The organism is Peribacillus frigoritolerans (genome assembly GCF_001636405.1).
GTDB classification, from domain to species: domain Bacteria; phylum Bacillota; class Bacilli; order Bacillales; family DSM-1321; genus Peribacillus; species Peribacillus frigoritolerans.
In genome coordinates this window covers 3,496,380-3,515,183 of sequence record NZ_KV440950.1, presented here as the reverse complement: position 1 = coordinate 3,515,183, position 18,804 = coordinate 3,496,380, and the positions used below count along the sequence as shown (strand labels likewise).

Genomic DNA, 18,804 nt, shown 5'->3' with positions numbered 1-18,804 from the left:
TAGAATCTCATTATCCTTTCATCTGCGAATTTTGAGGCTGCTCCAAAAAATTTATGTATGAATTGTAGCTGTAAACTATTCATAACCATCACCTCGTTTTATTTTATTCACGCAACTGAAAGGGTGTCATACAAGTATGGATAAGACTCTTTAAAATCATATAAAAACTCATCAGATATATATCACATTTAACTGTTTTTTGGAAATATTTCACATAAGATAACAACTCGTCCTGAGTAGCCTTACTTATATATATACTTAAAAATTTGGATCTATAGTGAGTTGTCTGAATCTTGCCTTACTAATAATGGGTTTTAAATTAAAACGGATACCCATTTAATCCTGTGCCGAAAAGATCGAATTCAGGATCTTTTGACTGAGCTATTGGAGGGGCGTCGGATCGCCCATTAGGAGAGTTGATAGCAGCTTCACCTTCAACTGACTCTACAGAGGTTTCATCATTCTCTTTATACAATGGGTTATCAATCATACTCATAGTCATCTCCTTTTTTATCAGATTAACGTACAGATATTATTCAAAATTTCAACAAGGAAAATTACGATTTTGCTATGATCCATGCAACTATAATGAGTTAAAAAAAGAAAAAAATATTTGGTTTGAAATATTCATGAAGGTCCTATATGTATTGCAGTGGGTAAAATTACACTTTTATTCTTTGTTAAAGACTAATATACGTTAGCGATGATAAAAGAACTGATGTAATAATAATGGCAATAAGTGGACGTATTGCTTTGGTACGTAATTCATTCAGGCAAATATTTAATCCTAAGCCAGTCATTGACATTGTTAACATAAATGATGTGAAGTCTGAAATATAAGACATCAATTTTTGTGATACCATTACCTTATTACCAATGATATAGCTTCCCACAAAACTCATAACGATAAAGCCAATTAAAAACCATGGAAACTCGAATCTTGCCTCCCCTTCTATTTTTCCTTTCTTTTTCATCCAAAGCATGAGGATAAAGCAAACCGGAATTAATAGGAATACTCGTGTAAGTTTGGCAAGTAATGCGTGAGCAAGAGCATCCTGTCCTGCCGGGGCAGCAGCTAGTGCAACATGGCCTATCTCGTGCAGGCTGATTCCAACCCAATTTCCGTAGTTCATAGGACCAATTGATAAAAAAGGATATATTAACGTATAGATTATTGAAAACACTGTGCCGACTAATGCGATGATGCCTACTCCCATAGCCGTATCTTCATCTTTTGCTTTTATAATTGGCGATACGGCGGCGATGGCAGCCGCACCACAAATGCCTGTGCCGACGCTTAATAATAATGAAAGATTAAAATCTGCCTTCAGCCATTTTGCAATGATCATAAGAACAGCAATTGAAAAAATGATCGTTATTGTCCCTCTTAGCAATAGGGGAAAACCCTGATGAAATATCACAATCATGTTAAGCTTTAAACCATAAAGTATGATGGCAAATCTCAATAGTATTTTTGATGAAAATTGAATACCAGTACGTAATTTTTGTGGATATCCAAAAATCTGTCTATAAACCACAGCTAGTAAAATGGCACACGCGAGAGGACCAATATGATTTAGACCTGGCAACGCTGCCAAAATAAAACCTAACACCGCTATGATCAATGTAAAACCAATTCCAGAAATCAAATTAACATTTAGCTTTTTTGCCGCTTTTTTTTGCTTATTTGGACTGGGAGTTATTAACGCTTTTTGTTCCAATCTTTTTCAACTCCTTATTTGGATTATTTATAATTTATCGTAACTAATGTTTTACAATAAGGAAAATAAATGATTATTATAGTTATAATAAGTAAATGCGATGGTGAGGAAGGGAACATATGGATCAACTATTATCTGTATTTATATCTGTAGCTGATAAAAGAAACTTTTCCAGAGCAGCGGAAGAGCTTCATTTGACTCAGCCTGCAGTCAGCCAGCAAATTCAACAGTTGGAAAAACATGTAGGGGCAAAATTACTTCTGCGAACCAACAAATCTGTCCAGCTAACTAAAGCAGGAGAAATAGTCTATTTACATGCTAAAGAAATAACAGGTTTATATAAACGAATGTCAATGTTAGTTAATGAATTAAATAACGAGCCAACAGGACCATTAAAAATTGGTGCGAGCTATACCTTTGGAGAGTATGTATTACCACATATACTTGCAAGAATGAAAAACCTATTTCCTAATATCTTCCCTTCGGTACAGATTGGCAACACAAGGGATATAGCCAAGGCAATCATAAGTCATGAGATTGATGTAGGAATTGTAGAGGGGGAAATTTCTCTTCGAAATATATATATAAAATCGGTTTCCACCGACAAAATGTATATCGTGGCAGGGGGGAAATATCCAATTTATTTCAATAAGGAAGTTACACGGAGACAGGTGGAACAAGAGAATTGGATTGTCCGAGAAGAAGGTTCTGGTACAAGAGAGGCAACAGAAACATTATTTCAATCTTTACAAATACGTCCTTCCAAGCTAATGGAGTTCGGCAGCACACAACTTATAAAAGAAGCAGTTGAAGCCGGGCTTGGCATTAGTTACTTATCTGAACTTACTGTAAAAAAAGAAAGAATGCTTGGTACCATTCAAGTATTAAATGTAAAAGGGACACCGATAAAAAGAAATTTTTCAGTTATAACAGAATCTGAGGAATTGCATACGAAATCTATGAACTTATTTATTGAATTAATAGAAAAATATCTAAAGAACCAATTATTGCAATAGATCTATTTGATATATTAACAAAAATATAAAAACCCCGGATAAGGGACACACATAAAAAAGTGTCCCTTATCCGGTTTTTTTTATGTTTCAATAGGTAGAATGAGAATGGACTGAGGGTTGCTATGAGTAAGAATAAATAACCTATAATCCTGACACCTGGAAACTGGACGAAATTTTCAGTATTAGAAAGTTCTGTAGTAACAACCAAAGGAGATGGAAAATCATATATATATTTGTGAATTTTAATCCTAAGTATGCTTAAATGGCTACTATAATCCTTAAAACAATTAGAACATCTGCAAGTCTGGTGAAACATAGGAAAAATCCTGCTCAGCGTTTAGGAACTGCCAAAAAAGTCCATTCTTGGGTTGATATAATTCATTAATGATAGTCGAATGAAATTCCTTTTTCTTCTTGGCTCTTTTGTAAAGATTGTTGTTTTTAAAACGAAACTATTTAAGGTTGATTGGAGCGGAAGTGCGAGACTCCTGCGGGAGCAGCGGGACAGGTGAGACCCCACAGGCGTTTACGCCGAGGAGGCTCACCGCCCGCCCCGCGGAAAGCGAGCATCTGGAGGGGAAATCAACCACAACTCACTACCTGGTAAATAGCAACAAAGTATGTGAAAATAGCCTTCTTCTTCAACTAACAACGCAGGCTTGTGAAAGAAGGAGAATCAATTTTAGTAAGATAATCTTGTTACATTGGTATCTCAACTGAGGAAGTATTAAAGGCATAACAAGATGTTTTATATGAAGAAATATTAAGGTCATGTTCCGACGGGGAATCAGTTGGTTAATGTAAATACAGCGTAACATTATATTATACATTGGACTTCGATTGATGGCTATATTTCAAATGAGGATGGTATATTAGAGTGGTTAGGATCAACAGAAGTAGAAGGAGATTCGGGCTACAATTCAATCCTCGAAAGAATAGACACCGTTGTTATGGGAAAAGGAACTTATGATGTCATTCGTGGATTTGGTATGGATTATCCTTATAATGGTTATAAAAATCATATTTTCTAAATCTGTTAGTGGATCAGATGAATATGCTTCATTTATTAATGAAGATGTCAAAATCTTTATTTGAAAAATATAGAAAAAGCCTGTTAAAGATATATGGTTAATTGGTGGAGGGAACTTAAAGAAAATTTGATTGATGAATTTCAACTAGTCATTGCACCTATTTTTATTACAGGGAAAGGAGTTTCCCTTAATATCGTAGATGATATTACGCTAAAATACACTCTATCCAAATTGGAAAAATCAGGTCAACTAGCCATGCTTCATTAAAAAATAATTAGGGCTTCCTTTGAAGGAGTCTCGTACACCTGTTTCAATTAACTGAAACGTTTTTTGAATAAGAACTCCCAGGAAATTTGCTTTTCTTCTAAATCGTCTACATACAGGCGATTCGGATATGGTCTCAATCCTAACTTTAAAACAAACTTGTATTACTTTTCTTATGGATGATACCACACAGAGATTGAAGAAATTTGCGACACTCCTACCGAAATGACTGGCTAGCCGAGCCCCTGCGAGACTTGGCAGATAGGGAGCAGGCTCTGAGCTTAAGAATAGAAAATATTAAATTACGGATAGTAATAAATGATGCACATAAATCTTTTTCTTTGCATAGGGTAGGAGGGTATGGTATATTATTTTTTGAGGAGGGATGGGCAATGGATGAAATGATGAATGGGCAAGATGCGGTGAATGAAGAAGAATGCTGTACGACCTCTTCCCACGGCCGAAAGAGTCATCACTCAGAAGCAGTAAAAAAGAACTTAACGACCAGGTTAAATCGAATTGAAGGTCAAATTCGCGGTATAAAGGGTCTTATTGAAAAAGATACGTACTGTGATGATGTGATCACCCAAATAGCAGCAACACAAAGCGCGATGAATAGTGTAGCCAAGATTTTATTGGAAGGCCATCTAAGGAATTGTGTGGTGGAACGCCTGAATGAAGGGGATACAGAGGTTATAGATGAAGTGCTTGTAACGATACAAAAATTAATGAAAAAATAAAGGAGCAGTGGATAAGATGGAAAATGTAACATTGAATGTTAGTGGAATGTCTTGTGGTCATTGTGTGAATGAAGTTGAAGGGAATGTAGCCAAACTTGCAGGTGTTGAAAGCGTAAAAGTGCATTTGGATGCAGGAAAAGTAGATGTAGCGTTTGACAAGGAAAAAGTATCACTTGAGAAAATAAAAGAAACAATCGATGATCAAGGCTACGATGTCGAGTAAGTTATGAGAGTGCTGTTAAGCACTTCTTTTTTACAAAGAAATATACCCCATAGTGGTATAGGGAGGCGGGATGAAGTGAGCAGCCAAATAAAAGAAACAAGTTTACAGATTTCTGGAATGACTTGCGCTGCCTGTGCAAACCGAATTGAAAAAGGGTTAAACAAAATGGAAGGCGTTGAGGAAGCCACCGTTAATTTGGCACTTGAGAAATCGGTTATTAAATATGATTCGGAAATAGTAAGCAACCAGGACTTTGAAAAGAAAATTCAAGATCTTGGCTATGCTGTAGTAAAAGAGAAAAAGGAATTTACGATTACTGGCATGACCTGTGCTGCCTGTGCTAACCGAATAGAAAAAGGGTTAAATAAGATGGATGGGGTGAGCATGGCTAATGTCAATCTAGCGCTTGAAAATGCGACCGTCGAATATGATCCTTCCCAAGCTTCCCCAATTGACATCATTCAACGTGTGGAGAAGCTGGGGTATGGGGCGATCATCAAGGAAGATAAAGTGGAATCCGTGAATTTCCGTCAAAAAGAAATACAAAAACAAAAGAATACATTCATCTTTTCGGTCATTTTATCTTTTCCATTGTTATGGGCGATGGTAAGCCATTTTAGTTTTACTTCGTTTATCTATATGCCTGATTTCCTCATGAATCCTTGGGTGCAGATGGCATTCGCAACCCCCGTTCAATTTTTGATTGGAAAGCAGTTCTATGTTGGAGCTTATAAAGCCTTGAGAAATAAAAGTGCCAATATGGATGTATTAGTCGCGATGGGAACATCCGCTGCCTATTTTTACAGTGTTTATCAGGCGATCATCTCGATGGGTTCCCATCACAATACGGCACAACTTTATTTCGAAACAAGTTCGATTCTTATCACCCTCATTCTATTGGGGAAGCTGTTTGAAGCAAAAGCAAAAGGACGTTCTTCCGAGGCCATCAAAAAATTGATGGGGCTTCAGGCCAAAACGGCATTAGTTCTAAGAAATGGGGAAGAACGGGAAATACCACTTGAAGAAGTCATCGTAGGGGATACGATTTTGGTGAAGCCGGGTGAAAAGATCCCTGTCGATGGCAAGGTAATCGAAGGGAACTCTGCCGTCGATGAATCCATGTTAACGGGTGAGAGCATCCCGGTCGATAAAACAAACGGGGATACTGTTATCGGTTCAACATTGAATAAGAATGGGTTTCTCAAAATGAAAGCGACTAAAATAGGAAGGGATACAGCTCTTTCCCAAATCATTAAAGTCGTCGAAGATGCTCAAGGTTCGAAAGCGCCGATTCAACGGCTTGCTGACCAAATTTCCGGTGTTTTCGTTCCCATTGTTGTCGGAATCGCTCTTTTAACTTTTCTGGTTTGGATGATTTGGGTTAACCCGGGAGAATTCACACCTGCTTTTGAAGCGATGATTGCAGTGCTAGTCATAGCGTGCCCATGTGCTTTAGGCCTAGCCACTCCCACCTCTATCATGGCAGGGTCTGGAAGAGCTGCCGAATTCGGGATCTTATTTAAAGGCGGGGAACATCTGGAAACCACCCACCATATCGATACGGTCATCTTGGATAAAACGGGAACGGTAACGAATGGTACCCCTGTGTTGACAGATGTCCTCATTGAGAATGGTATGGAGGAAGAACAGTTTTTATCATTAATCGGTGCAGCTGAAAAACAATCTGAACACCCTCTTGCTCAATCAATCGTTCAAGGAATTCAAGCAAGACAGATTTCACTTGCAGCTGTTGAGGAATTTGAAGCGATGCCTGGATACGGGATTAGAGCTGTGGCGGATCAAAAAGTGATGCTCATCGGAACCCGTAAATTGATGAAGCAAAATAACGTGGATATCACTAAGGCGCTAACAGCGATGGAAGAATTTGAAGAGCAAGGGAAGACTGCAATGCTCGCTAGCATTGAAGGGGAATATGCCGGACTCATCGCTGTTGTGGATACGATAAAAGAAAGCTCGCTAACGGCGATTAAAAGGTTAAAAGCAATGGATATCCAGGTCATCATGATAACCGGGGATAATCAAAGAACAGCAAATGCCATCGGACATCAAGTTGGCATTGACCATGTAATCGCAGAAGTCCTACCTGAAGGGAAAGCGGAAGAAGTGAAAAAACTGCAGGCCGCCGGTAAAACAGTGGCAATGGTCGGCGATGGGATAAATGATGCGCCCGCGCTGGCACTAGCCGATATAGGAATGGCAATAGGAACCGGGACGGACATAGCCATGGAAGCTGCCGATATCACTTTGATCCGGGGTGATTTGAACAGTATTGCAGATGCCATCCTCATGAGCAGGAAGACGATGAAAAACATCAAACAAAACCTATTCTGGGCTTTTGCCTATAATGTAATCGGAATACCAATTGCGGCAATCGGACTGCTTGCCCCGTGGTTAGCGGGTGCTGCCATGGCCTTCAGTTCAGTGTCAGTCGTATTGAATGCACTTCGCCTTCAACGGATAAAACTTTAAAGGTCATGTAGCATATATAGAAGGCAGTTGTACTGACTGCATATACCATTCTACGGGCGTATGAATTATAATCATCCAGATGAAAGCCGATGTTTCCTTGGCAAGAGGATCATCGGCTTTCATCTGGAATGAGCGGCATGTTACTGCCACTCTTATAGGTTGTCAAACCGCTTATTTTAAACAGTAAAAAACATAATCTGTAGGTGTGCCATTTTCGCCTTGTTGATGGAGCATCGCTGATACATTACCGCGATGATAGGTCCCATGATTCACTACATGATGGATGAGGTCGGCAAGTACAAACTCACAAGCCCCCATTTTCGGATGTTCGGTAACAATCGTCCGTTCAAGATCAGGCTGCGAAGTAAGGAAATTGTCGTAATCCTTTGCAAGTTCATCATATGAGGATTCCAGTTCATATAATGTGATTCCTTCCACTTCTTTCCGACGCTGTTCAACTTTCTTAAAAGTTTCTTGAACTGTGCTTCCTTTCATTATCTCCAACCAGGTAATATCTGTTGCGTAAAGGTGAACTAGAACTTCTTTGATGGATGGAAAGACACTTTTTATCGTGTCTCCATAGACTCCTTCCGGTAATTGTTTTAGTTTTTGGAACACTTGCTGATTAGCCCAAACGTGGTAATCATACATTTTCTTGGCACGATTATTTTCCATTTTTTCACTCCTTTAATTGTTACATATCCTTTTCGACATCATTTAAAGAACTCCTTTATCAAAGCTGCTTCCTAATCTGATAATTTGTCCATGCAAATGCTTCGTTTTCTACATACCATGATAATAGATGCTATCCTACTATTGTTATTACGTTTGATTGCCATCAAAGAGTCCAAGAGTGTGAAAATTCACTTTATTTTCAAATGTTGTTAATATGGTAGTAACTCTTATCGAGAGGTGGAAAAAAATGAGAGCAGATGCTGTTTTTGAAGGTGGGGGGGTCAGGGGAATTGCTTTTATTGGGGCAATTCAAGCAATGGAAGAGGAAAATGTCGAATGGGAAAGACTTGCTGGGACATCAGCAGGAGCAATAATAGCTGCTCTTTTGGCTAGTGGCTATAAAAGCCATGAAATTAGAAAACAGTTTAGTGAAATCAATTACTCAAAGATTCGAGGCAGGACAATTCTGAATCGAATTCCCATTTTGGGCTTCTTTTTGGAACTCATGGTTCATCTTGGGATTTACAAAAACGATTATTTGGAGACATGGGTGGATTCACTTCTTTCAGAAAAAGGGATAAAGACATTCGCGGATCTTCCAGATGGAAAGTTGAAGATCATTGCTTCTGATGTTTCGAATGGAAAGATGCTTATTTTGCCAGATGATTTGGACCGCTATGGTATGTCTCCTGCTGATTTAAAAGTTTCAACTGCTGTTATGATGAGTGCCTCCTTACCATTTTTCTTCCGTCCGGTTATTTGGAAATCAAAAGACCGGAAAAAATCCTACATTTTAGATGGTGGTTTACTTAGTAACTTCCCGATATGGATATTTGATACCGACAATCCTCGTTTTCCAACATTCGGATTCCATTTTGTGAAAGATGAAGTTAACATAGGCGGGGTTATCCCAACGCCCATCCACCTTTTCAAAAATATATTTAAAACGATGCTCCAAGCCCATGATTTACGACATATGAACGAAGAAACGATTGAACGCACGATTCAAATTCCTATTGGCGGCATCAATGCAACGGATTTTGAACTGAATGAGGAAGAAATCAACTTTCTCTATAAATCAGGCTATACTTCTGCAAAAGAATTTTTGTCGAATTGGGATTTTGAACAATATAAGGCCAAACGCTTGCAAAGAGTCAAAAAAGAGTAGGAGAAACATTCCTCTATCATTCGGTCCAAAAGGGGGAAAGAGGGGACAAGGAGCTGTTACAACGGCTCTTTTTCTTATTGAATGAACGAACCAATCGTTTAATTTAAAAGCAATAAGTGGAATTACAATCAAAAAAATTAATATAATATATTATTTTGATATTGCTTAACAAATATTATAAAAGCATTTAAATGTATGAGGAAATGAGACTTTAAAAATTATTAGATGACATAATAAATAGTATCTTTTACGACGTCTATGTGAACCAGTCAAAGAATTGACCGAACATAAAAAACTACTTCTTTCGAAAAAAATCTTGACTGAGACATATTCCAAGTTTGAATGAAGTCATAAAATCCCACAGCTTTTAAAAGAGGTAACGATAATTTGAATAATGATTCTTCAGACCCTTTTTTTTATATATATTTTTATAAAAATGAAATAAATATAGTTATATTTTCACGAAAATGTTAATATAAAGTGGTAGATAATACCTAATCGCAGAAAGGAGAGGATTTTATAAACAGATATAGAAATCGGAATTGTTTCCAGCCTCCGCCTTCAGCCTCTACTTAGATCATTCCATAAAAAGCATCCTTCTATGAAAGAATTTATTTCTTAAATGTAAGAATAATGTTCAGAAAAAATCTACTAGAAGGGGAATAGAATATTATGAAAAATATATTTGCCTTAACTCTGGTGGTATAACTGCATATGGACCTATTTCAGGTGGATCAACAAAAACTGAAATAGCTTCTATTTATAGAACCTACAAAAATACCGGTGTAAATGAAGCCAAAAATCTAATTTTTGCATATATGATGAAAAAGATTCCCGAAAATTGACAGATGATGTATTCGCTAATTGGCTTTTTTGTAAAGTTAAATAGCTGGTCCAAAATTAGTCCAACTTACGTGGGTTCTTGGGTATCAAGTTCCTATAGCACTGCAGAAAAGAAAAGAAATTATCATGCGACAGTGGTTCATTATGGCAAAAGTAATTACACATCACCTAAATCAGTTCAGTATTTCCAATGCAATTACTGGTTTGGGAAATAATAAATCGAGGAAATGGGGAATAAGATGAATTTGAAAATATTATTGAGAATAGGTATCTTTTTATTATTTTCTTTTCTTATGATTTTTGATTATTTTCCTCATCCCGTTCTCAAAGACATTCCTAAAACTGTACTGACAATTGGAGTGGTCTCATTAGCGGTTGTCTATATTGTCATTAATCGAAAGACTGAAAAAGATTGTGAAAATTCATTAATTGGAGAAGCAGTACTTATTTTTTATATGTTAGTGCTAATAGGAGTATTAACGGTAATGGGCGGAAAATCTACTGTAGGAATCTCTTTGAATAATCCAATGTTATGGTTTGTTTTATTATTGACAATCGTTGATATGACCGTAAGATATAGGAAAATGAATGCTTAGAAAACGCAAGACTTATGAAATTTGGGAATTTCCCGACGGAAAAACAGCAGTTTCATTTCCTAGTTTCCCAACAGTTTTTCTAGTTCCTGGTTTATATGTAAAGTTTTTGGTGAAGTGATCCGATGTTTCAATTCCGTATTTATTAATTCTTTCCTCATTGTCTCTATTTTTTTATGTAGCAGTCCCATACTGTTCAATGAAAATCCCCTCAAAGCCTAACTGGATCAATACTTGGGCGTCCTTTCTCTGAATACATATCTTTTACTAAATCATAAATGAAAGAGAAATCAATGGCAGTCTCCATTATACGAACTCAATGGTTCGATGGCACCAGTGGTTCTAAATTAATCATTCCAGTTGATCTCGCTGAATAGAATCATGTTTAGAAAGCAAACTCATCATCTCAAGTTTTAATAGACTCTGTTTTAAAACAAAAAAGACTGTAGGCAAAAGGAGTATTATCCAAATTTATAAACATAGTTGATTGGAGCGGGTGTGCGAGACTCCTGCGGGAATATCGAGTCCAAGGGAGGCCCCACAGGCGCAAGTGAGCCGAGGGCGTACCGCCCACGGAAGCGAGTGCCCTACGTTCCAATAAACGTCCAAATTTGTACAAGCAAAAAAATTGTAGACAAATTCGATTTTCATCGAGTTTGTCTACAGTCTGAAGCATCCATTCATTTTGGATGCTTTTTAATTAGGAAGAGTGATGATGTTCACAATTAGCTAATGATCTAGCGGATATTACATGAAAATTAGACCACGAGTCCAAGAAAAATATAAGAGGTAAGAGTAGCATGATCTACATAGTGATGATTCCATGAAGTATTAGTAGAAAAATCAATCAATCTTCATTCCGCTTTTTAGACATATTCTAAATCATTTGGTTCTTTTTCATTTGTAAGTAAATTCAACAGTTCATCTAGTTCCTGGCTTTTATGTAATGTTTTTGGGGCAGTAAATCCGTAAATCAATCCGGTGGTTATTAGTTCTTTCCTCAATATCTCAATTTTTTCAAATAATGCTTCCATACTCTCCAATGCCGAATCCTCAAGTGCTTTCTTTTTTTGTTATGAAACTATTATTACATAAATTAGGATGTTTTTAAACCAAAAGTGAGTATTCACTTATAAAATTATTGCTGAAGTATTATTAGTCCGATTTCAGAAAACCATGATGATTTCTAAACCTTCCTTTGAATCAAGGTTTCCTTACTGCGGAGGGATCCAACCAAGTGATGGCGATATTTCTTTTATTCCATTATTTCGCTGGCTTCTTTAAGCTTTTATAGTTTTAAAGGTTTATTGTAAAAATAGCCCATGGAAGTTATTTGTAACGATTAAATAAATGATTCGTTAAGAGAACTAGGCTGAAAGACTGTCGTTATATGTAAAAGTTTGTAGGGCTATGTAAATGCATGAGTGAATCAAAACTCTTTTTGTATTCAATGGGTATCATAAGACCTGCCTAAAAATTCCTAATTTATTGATTTATTGATTTACACATCTTCATACCCCTTTAAAAATGGCCTTCTATACTTGAACCAGATTCAAATAATAGGAGGGAAAGATCAATGAATAATGAAAGAGCAATGGATGATTTAATTAAGAATTGGAGCGAATTAGGTAAGAATATGGACCGCCGAAATTTTATCCAGGGAGCGAGTAAGCTTGCCGGACTTTCATTAGGTCTTGCTCTTGCCCAATCAATGGGCGGGATTGAAGTGAATGCTGCCCCGAAATTCAGTGATTATCCATTTACTCTCGGTGTAGCTTCAGGAGATCCGCTCTCGGACAGTGTCGTTTTATGGACAAGGTTGGCACCGGATCCGTTGAATGGAGGAGGAATGCCAAAAGAAGCCATTTCGGTTAAATGGGAAGTGGCAAACGACGAGAATTTCAGAAAGATTGTCCAGCAAGGCAAGGAAATAGCCAGGCCTGAACTTGGCCACTCCGTACATGTGGAAGTAAGCGGGTTAAAACCTGATAAAGTCTATTTTTACCGTTTTAAAAGCGGCGGGGAAGTAAGTCAGACTGGGAAAACGAAAACACTTCCGCCAATAGGTTCAAGTGTTTCGAGCTTGTCATTCGCGTTTGTTTCATGCCAGCAATTTGAGCATGGTTATTATACGGCCTATAAACATTTGGCAAAGGAAGATCTGGATATTGTCTTCCACCTTGGCGATTATATATATGAATATGGACCAAATGAATATGTTTCTTCTACAGGTAATGTCCGTGTACATAGTGGACCAGAGATCATTACACTTGAAGATTATCGGAATAGATACGCACAATATCGCTCTGATACCCATTTAAAAGCGGCACATGCAGCTTTCCCATGGGTCGTGACTTGGGATGATCATGAAGTTGAAAACAATTATGCAAATGTCATCCCGGAAAAAGGACAATCGGTAGAAGCTTTCATCAAGAGAAGGGCCGCCGCTTATCAGGCTTACTATGAGCACATGCCCCTTCGTAAATCATCTTTGCCTAAGGGAGCGGATATGAGGTTATACCGAAATTTCACATATGGCGACCTGGCCTCTTTCTTTGTATTGGATTCACGTCAATACCGGGATGATCAGGCAAACGGTGATGGAAGTTCACCGCAAACGCCTGAGTCACTTGATCCGAAACGGACATTACTAGGTCCAGAGCAGGAACAATGGCTAACTGACAATCTATCAAAATCAAAAACGAAGTGGAATGTTCTGCCACAGCAGATTTTCTTTGCACAACGGAATTATGGAACACCAACCGCCCCAAAATTCAGCATGGATTCCTGGGATGGTTACCCGGCAGCACGCGATCGCTTAATTGATGTAATCAAAAGCAACAATCTGGAAAATCTGGTCGTATTGACTGGTGATGTACATGCAAGTTGGGCCGCCAATTTAAAGGCGGATTTCGATGATCCAAATTCAAAGATTTTCGGTGTGGAGTTTGTCGGCACTTCGATCACATCTGGCGGAAATGGTGCGGATAAGCGTGCGGACACGGATAAAATACTAAGTCAGAATCCGCATATAAAGTTCTTTAATGATTACAGGGGATATGTCCGGTGCAAAGTAACACCAGAACAATGGAAGGCGGATTACCGTGTAGTCCCATTCGTGACAGAACCAGGTGCGGATATATCGACAAGAGCATCCTTTGTTTTTGATAAGGATCAAACAGGGCTGCGAAAGGTTGCATCAGCAGCGGTTATGGAAGGTGCACAAAAAACGAACGAAGTCGAGGAGGATCGGACACGTGCCCATAATCGCGCACATGAAAAACAAAGAATGAAAAGTCAGGGAAAAGTGACTAATTGATAGGGAATCCTTAAAATGCTTGACAGGAATGTAGCGAAGAAAAATGAGAAGAACAGAGGAGTGAGTAAGAATGCTTTCAAATATAGGAATACCCGGTTTGGTGATTGTCCTTGTGATTGCACTGATTATTTTTGGACCGTCCAAACTGCCGGAAATAGGCCGTGCATTTGGCCGGACATTATCCGAATTCAAAAGTGCAACCAAAGGATTGGTGAATGATACAGAAAAAGAAGAAGAAAATGAGAATAAAGCTGCATTAAGAGCTGTTAAAAAAGAGGGATGATGTAAATGAGATAGAGCGGGCGGAAAGACTCGCCTGCTTCTTTTCATGAGAAGGGTTAGAGGGGAAGCGCTATTTGCAAAAGGGCAAATAATATGTCTAAAAAGGGGGAGTGAAAGTGGAGAGTAAGGATTTACACGTTATTGAGCATATGGAGGAACTCCGAAGCAGAATCATTAAAACACTGATAGGCTTTGTGGCTTTTTTCATAATGAGCTTCATATTCGTACAGGATATTTATAATTTACTTATTAAAGATTTGGAAGGAAAGCTTGCCGTGCTCGGGCCGAGTGAGGTCCTATGGGTATATATGATTATTGCTGGGGTTTGCGCAATAGCTGCAACGATTCCGCTTACAGCCTATCAGTTATGGCGATTTGTGGCTCCAGCTTTGAAACCGGAAGAGAGAAGGGTTACATTTCGCTTCATACCCGGACTGTTCATTCTATTCATCACAGGTATCTCATTTGGATATTTTGTGTTGTTTCCAATAGTGCTGGGTTTCCTAACTTCCCTATCGGCCGGGCAGTTCGAGATGATGTTCACTGCGGAAAAGTATTTTCGTTTCATGATTAATTTGATCTTACCTTTCGGCATTTTATTCGAGATGCCGCTAGTGGTCATGTTCCTGACCAGATTAGGCATCATCAATCCAGCAGTGTTAAAAAAGTCTCGCAAGATTTCTTATTTCGTCCTGGTCATCATCTCGATCCTGATTACGCCTCCAGATATAATTTCGGACATTTTGGTTATCGTCCCTTTACTTGTGCTTTATGAAGTGAGTGTACAGCTGTCCAATATGGTTTATCGTAAAAGGCTTATGAAAGATGAGTCAGCATTATCCGTGACATGAAAAGGATAATCACAGCCTATTGAAAGTAACATTTCTTGGGAAATAATTAATGGAACAATAAAAAGTTGAGGGGGCCCCCTCAGCTTTTTATTGTGGGATAATACTTTTTGGGAATGGTTAGGGGGTATGCTTTTGCATTTGCATTCTAACCAATATGATTATGTAAGGGGAAGAAGTTTTAACCTGTAAAAGCCTTACATTTGTCCAACCCTATGGAATTTAAATTATTTAAATCAAAGTTTTTGTCAACTAATCACAAGTTACATAAGTTGAATAGAAACTCTGCAATGTCTAAATGATTATGAAATAGACCATGAACATCTTCAAGTTTTAAGGGGGATATTTTATTTTTTTTATTTAGAAGGAGAGAGGATTCTGGTTAGCGAATAATTGTAATCACTTGAACAGAAAAATGCATTCTTTGTAATAACATTCCAAAATATCGAAAGGTGAAAGGTTCGAATCTTATTATCGTTCAAGTATAAATATATATTTAGGGGGGAGCATTATCAAAATATCGAACAGGATGGTGAGAATGTATGAAGGATTTATTGAAAATTATCGCAGGAAACATTTCCATGACCTTTGCCTATGCTTATTTAATCGTTCCCAATGAAATCATCAATGGCGGGGTAACTAGCTCGGCATTATTATTGAATGCATTATTGGGCTATAACATTGCCATGCTCGCCAATTTGGTTACAGGAATACTGTTAATCATTTGTTTAGTGTTTCTAGGGAAAGAGTACTTTTTTAAGTCGATCGTAAGTTCCCTTAGCTATATGGTTTTTTTTAATTTTTTTTATTCATTGAACATTCATTTTGATATGAATATCGTTTTAGTGATTTTCATTTCGTCGATTTTGATAGCGATAGGATATTATTTATGTATAACTGCAAATGCCTCCACTGTTGGCTTTGACGTGATCGCCTTAATATTACATCACAAAAATGAAAAAATAGATATTGCTGTGACAATAAGGATTATTAATCTTATCGTACTGATATTGGGACTTCTGGTTTATGGTTATGCATCGATTGTTAAGGGAATTGCTTTTACATTGCTTTTTTCATATTTTTTAAAGAAAATGCTGGATAGGAAGCAGAAGGCAGTAACGTCAGCTACGGAAAGTGTATTGGATGAAAAACCAAAGGTAAATGAAGTAAAATAACTAAAATTGCAGACTTAATGGACATCGTTTTTTATATGAAAATGTTCGTTTTGTTATCTAAATATTCTGATTTTTAAATTGACTTTAAAAAAATCAGAGTGTATTATACACATAGAAAGTGGTACTAACATCATGACGTAGTGATGTTAGATTCGCTTCGTTTTTCAAAATAGACTTAAGGAAGGAGGACTAGTGATATAGAATCTTAAGTTCATAGCGTCATACCCTGTGTTGTTTGAAAATGCCATGTTTCCAGTTCCCACTATCTTTGTGAAAGTGTAAAGGACAGGCAGCTGAAAAGCCTGCTTTACATTCAAGTAGCGATTATCTTAGTTGATTCCCCAAATTATTGAAAGTTGGTGGAGGGTATGAAACATCAACAGGAAGAACTGAAACCAGGTCTGAAACAAAGACATTTAACGATGATATCTTTGAGTGGTGTCATAGGCGCTGGTTTATTCGTAGGAAGCGGTATCATTATTGGTCAAACGGGCCCCGGGGCGATATTATCATATGTTTTGGCAGGCTTAATCGTTGTTTTAGTCATGAGGATGCTTGGGGAAATGGCCACAGTGAATCCTAATACTGGATCTTTTGCGGTTTATGCAAGAGAAGGGATAGGTGAATGGGCCGGTTTTACAACAGGTTGGTTATATTGGTTCTTTTGGGTTATCGTAATTGCTTTGGAAGCAACGGCTGGAGCAGCAATCATTCACAGCTGGCTCCCTTCCGTTCCCGTCTGGGTCATAAGTCTATCATTGATCATCCTATTGAAAATGACGAATATTTTTTCCGTGAAATCGTTTGGTGAGTTCGAATACTGGTTTTCAATCATTAAAATAATCAGTATCATACTATTCTTGTGCCTGGGGGTGGCCGTGATATTAGGGTTTATCCCAACGATAAAACCACCTGGCACTTCCAATCTTTTAAACTTTGGCGGGTTTATTCCAAATGGTCTAAGTTCTGTGCTTGTTGGTGTTGCAATCGTTTTTCATGCATTTGTTGGAGTGGAGATTCCAGCGATTGCCGCGGGTGAAACCAGTGATCCGGTTAAATCAGTTAGAAGTGCATTGAATAGTGTGGTTTGGAGAATCCTGATTTTCTATATCGGGTCCATCGCCATACTGGTGACGCTATTACCTTGGAATTCGGCTTCTTTGCTGAAAAGTCCATTTGTCGCCGTACTTGAAATGCTGGGAATCCCTTCTGCTGCCCTGATCATGAATATAGTGATTCTCATTGCATTGCTATCTTGTTTGAATTCGGGATTATATACGAGTTCACGCATGTTATTTTCACTTGCACAAAAGGGTGACGCCCCAAAGCTATTTTCTAAAGTGAGCAAGAACGGTGTCCCTATATTTGCTGTAGTCGGCTCTACTATATTCGCCTTTATCAGCACCATTTTCAGTTATGTTTCACCTGATAAAATCTTTTTCTTTTTAGTGAACTCCTCGGGCGGGGTTGGAATTCTTGTTTATCTGGCCATTGCGGTTTCCCATCTCCGATTAAGGAAGAGAATGGAGAAAGAGAATCCTGGAATATTTAAGATCAAGATGTGGTTATTCCCGTATTTGACTTATGCAACCATCATTTCCATGATTTCAGTGTTAATATTAATGGCTTTTATCGATTCGCAGCGTCCGCAGTTCATCTTTACCATGCTATTTAGCTTGATCGTTATTTGTTCATTCTTTTTCATTCGGCGAAAAAAAGCGAAGTATTTGGAGAATGAATTAAATATTGCCTCTGGTTCCCCTAATTCTGAAAAGTTATAGCTTTGGCTCTACACCATTGGTTTAATTTAAGGTTACTTCTATGGAATTCCTCAGACAAAATTCTTCAATTCACTAATCAGCTAGAATATGATTCCAATAGAAAAAGAGAATTGTGCCAATAAGTGCTTGGTGCCATCTGTCTTTTAAATCATGAAGGAGGGGTTATGTTGAATGGTTTACGTGTAATAACCAGTGGAGTTGTCCTTGGAGCCATATTGCTGTCAGGCTGCGGCAATTCAGCTGAACCGGACGAGGCTCAACAAGAAAAAAGCCCAGTCATGAATGAAAATCCGGGTGAAACCCAAAATGCGGAGGTCATTAAAAAAGGTGTCGGCGATGTGATTCAATCCATTAAAGGAATGGAAACAGAATTAAGTGCGGAAGCGGATCCAGAGAGAATTCAAGAAATGGGAAAAGAAATGAGTTCTGTTTGGGATTCGATAGAAAAGCAAGTGGAAGATGAATACCCGGATTGGTATGAAAGGATTGAGAAAAACCTTTACCCATTAATTGGGGAGTCAGGGAATCCGGAAAAGGACCTTGAAAAGATTAAACGACTCTCTAAAGCTACAAAGGAAGATTTACAGTTATTTTTGGAAGAAGTTAATTGAATTCTCTTTATTACCTGGTTTAGC

17 protein-coding genes and 1 pseudogene are annotated in these 18,804 nt (G+C 37.9%); 12 read left to right on the top strand and 6 right to left on the bottom strand.

The genetic code is table 11. The features are described 5' to 3' along the window. Positions 1-319: 319 nt before the first annotated feature. A complete protein-coding gene (locus A6755_RS27125; RefSeq protein ID WP_174878730.1) occupies positions 320-496 on the bottom strand; it encodes a hypothetical protein in 177 nt (58 codons plus the stop codon). A 184-nt stretch (positions 497-680) separates the two neighbouring features. After that, positions 681-1,703 carry a YeiH family protein gene (locus A6755_RS16740; protein ID WP_057276057.1) on the bottom strand — a complete coding sequence of 341 codons (1,023 nt, stop codon included), beginning with the start codon at positions 1,701-1,703 and terminating at the stop codon, positions 681-683. A 137-nt stretch (positions 1,704-1,840) separates the two neighbouring features. Here A6755_RS16740 and A6755_RS16735 point away from each other — a divergent pair, with 137 nt between their 5' ends. The 4 genes from A6755_RS16735 (at position 1,841) to A6755_RS16715 (ending at position 7,485) form a co-directional block, all read left to right on the top strand. Continuing rightward, the gene (locus tag A6755_RS16735) at positions 1,841-2,737 is read left to right on the top strand and encodes a LysR family transcriptional regulator (protein ID WP_063591383.1); all 897 of its coding nucleotides are present in this window, start codon (positions 1,841-1,843) and stop codon (positions 2,735-2,737) included. A 1,696-nt stretch (positions 2,738-4,433) separates the two neighbouring features. Beyond that, entirely contained in the window at positions 4,434-4,772 is a 339-nt protein-coding gene (locus tag A6755_RS16725) for a metal-sensitive transcriptional regulator (RefSeq protein WP_231892270.1), read from the top strand. A 16-nt stretch (positions 4,773-4,788) separates the two neighbouring features. Beyond that, a complete protein-coding gene (gene copZ / locus A6755_RS16720) occupies positions 4,789-4,995 on the top strand; it encodes a copper chaperone CopZ (RefSeq protein ID WP_063591381.1) in 207 nt (68 codons plus the stop codon). Between the two features lie 75 nt (positions 4,996-5,070). Continuing rightward, positions 5,071-7,485, top strand: a complete 2,415-nt coding sequence (locus A6755_RS16715; protein ID WP_063591380.1) for a heavy metal translocating P-type ATPase — start codon at positions 5,071-5,073, stop codon at positions 7,483-7,485. Between the two features lie 171 nt (positions 7,486-7,656). On the opposite strand, the gene A6755_RS16710 is transcribed toward A6755_RS16715, so the two are convergent. After that, complete coding sequence (locus A6755_RS16710) at positions 7,657-8,160, bottom strand: DinB family protein (protein ID WP_063591379.1); 504 nt, start codon at positions 8,158-8,160, stop codon at positions 7,657-7,659. Between the two features lie 247 nt (positions 8,161-8,407). Here A6755_RS16710 and A6755_RS16705 point away from each other — a divergent pair, with 247 nt between their 5' ends. Further along, positions 8,408-9,328 carry a patatin-like phospholipase family protein gene (locus tag A6755_RS16705; RefSeq protein ID WP_034312754.1) on the top strand — a complete coding sequence of 307 codons (921 nt, stop codon included), beginning with the start codon at positions 8,408-8,410 and terminating at the stop codon, positions 9,326-9,328. 1,082 nt (positions 9,329-10,410) lie between these two features. Further along, positions 10,411-10,767, top strand: coding sequence for a hypothetical protein (locus A6755_RS16700; RefSeq protein ID WP_063591378.1), 357 nt, complete (start codon positions 10,411-10,413; stop codon positions 10,765-10,767). A 59-nt stretch (positions 10,768-10,826) separates the two neighbouring features. On the opposite strand, the gene A6755_RS28280 is transcribed toward A6755_RS16700, so the two are convergent. The 3 genes and pseudogenes from A6755_RS28280 to A6755_RS26180 form a co-directional block, all read right to left on the bottom strand. After that, on the bottom strand, positions 10,827-10,955 hold the full coding sequence (locus tag A6755_RS28280; RefSeq protein WP_377307357.1) for an aspartyl-phosphate phosphatase Spo0E family protein: 129 nt from the start codon (positions 10,953-10,955) through the stop codon (positions 10,827-10,829). A gap of 23 nt (positions 10,956-10,978) precedes the next feature. Next, positions 10,979-11,160, bottom strand: a pseudogene (locus A6755_RS27670) (transposase); the annotation flags it as partial. Between the two features lie 470 nt (positions 11,161-11,630). Further along, entirely contained in the window at positions 11,631-11,798 is a 168-nt protein-coding gene (locus tag A6755_RS26180; protein WP_082352106.1) for an aspartyl-phosphate phosphatase Spo0E family protein, read from the bottom strand. A gap of 542 nt (positions 11,799-12,340) precedes the next feature. Between A6755_RS26180 and A6755_RS16695 the strand changes: the two genes are divergently transcribed. From A6755_RS16695 to A6755_RS16670, 6 genes are all read left to right on the top strand, one after another. Next, on the top strand, positions 12,341-14,083 hold the full coding sequence (locus tag A6755_RS16695) for an alkaline phosphatase D family protein (RefSeq protein WP_063591377.1): 1,743 nt from the start codon (positions 12,341-12,343) through the stop codon (positions 14,081-14,083). Positions 14,084-14,153: 70 nt separating this feature from the next. Further along, positions 14,154-14,366, top strand: a complete 213-nt coding sequence (locus A6755_RS16690; RefSeq protein ID WP_034312740.1) for a twin-arginine translocase TatA/TatE family subunit — start codon at positions 14,154-14,156, stop codon at positions 14,364-14,366. A gap of 148 nt (positions 14,367-14,514) precedes the next feature. Continuing rightward, on the top strand, positions 14,515-15,216 hold the full coding sequence (gene tatC, locus A6755_RS16685) for a twin-arginine translocase subunit TatC (RefSeq protein ID WP_377307356.1): 702 nt from the start codon (positions 14,515-14,517) through the stop codon (positions 15,214-15,216). 539 nt (positions 15,217-15,755) lie between these two features. After that, a complete protein-coding gene (locus tag A6755_RS16680) occupies positions 15,756-16,388 on the top strand; it encodes a YitT family protein (RefSeq protein ID WP_063591376.1) in 633 nt (210 codons plus the stop codon). A 368-nt stretch (positions 16,389-16,756) separates the two neighbouring features. Next, the gene (locus A6755_RS16675) at positions 16,757-18,169 is read left to right on the top strand and encodes an amino acid permease (RefSeq protein ID WP_034312733.1); all 1,413 of its coding nucleotides are present in this window, start codon (positions 16,757-16,759) and stop codon (positions 18,167-18,169) included. 167 nt (positions 18,170-18,336) lie between these two features. Continuing rightward, positions 18,337-18,780, top strand: coding sequence for a hypothetical protein (locus A6755_RS16670; protein ID WP_134402153.1), 444 nt, complete (start codon positions 18,337-18,339; stop codon positions 18,778-18,780). Positions 18,781-18,804: the final 24 nt, after the last annotated feature.

Excerpts from the sequence above, each read along its gene's own strand:
- A6755_RS16675 (WP_034312733.1), top strand. The coding sequence starts at position 16,757 with ATGAAACATCAACAGGAAGAACTGAAACCAGGTCTGAAACAAAGACAT.
- A6755_RS16695 (WP_063591377.1), top strand. The coding sequence starts at position 12,341 with ATGAATAATGAAAGAGCAATGGATGATTTAATTAAGAATTGGAGCGAA.
- A6755_RS16710 (WP_063591379.1), bottom strand. The coding sequence starts at position 8,160 with ATGGAAAATAATCGTGCCAAGAAAATGTATGATTACCACGTTTGGGCT.
- A6755_RS16705 (WP_034312754.1), top strand. The coding sequence starts at position 8,408 with ATGAGAGCAGATGCTGTTTTTGAAGGTGGGGGGGTCAGGGGAATTGCT.
- A6755_RS16735 (WP_063591383.1), top strand. The coding sequence starts at position 1,841 with ATGGATCAACTATTATCTGTATTTATATCTGTAGCTGATAAAAGAAAC.
- A6755_RS16690 (WP_034312740.1), top strand. The coding sequence starts at position 14,154 with ATGCTTTCAAATATAGGAATACCCGGTTTGGTGATTGTCCTTGTGATT.
- A6755_RS16700 (WP_063591378.1), top strand. The coding sequence starts at position 10,411 with ATGAATTTGAAAATATTATTGAGAATAGGTATCTTTTTATTATTTTCT.
- tatC (WP_377307356.1), top strand. The coding sequence starts at position 14,515 with ATGGAGGAACTCCGAAGCAGAATCATTAAAACACTGATAGGCTTTGTG.
- A6755_RS28280 (WP_377307357.1), bottom strand. The coding sequence starts at position 10,955 with ATGGGACTGCTACATAAAAAAATAGAGACAATGAGGAAAGAATTAATA.
- A6755_RS16680 (WP_063591376.1), top strand. The coding sequence starts at position 15,756 with ATGAAGGATTTATTGAAAATTATCGCAGGAAACATTTCCATGACCTTT.
- A6755_RS16725 (WP_231892270.1), top strand. The coding sequence starts at position 4,434 with ATGATGAATGGGCAAGATGCGGTGAATGAAGAAGAATGCTGTACGACC.
- copZ (WP_063591381.1), top strand. The coding sequence starts at position 4,789 with ATGGAAAATGTAACATTGAATGTTAGTGGAATGTCTTGTGGTCATTGT.
- A6755_RS27125 (WP_174878730.1), bottom strand. The coding sequence starts at position 496 with ATGAGTATGATTGATAACCCATTGTATAAAGAGAATGATGAAACCTCT.
- A6755_RS26180 (WP_082352106.1), bottom strand. The coding sequence starts at position 11,798 with ATGGAAGCATTATTTGAAAAAATTGAGATATTGAGGAAAGAACTAATA.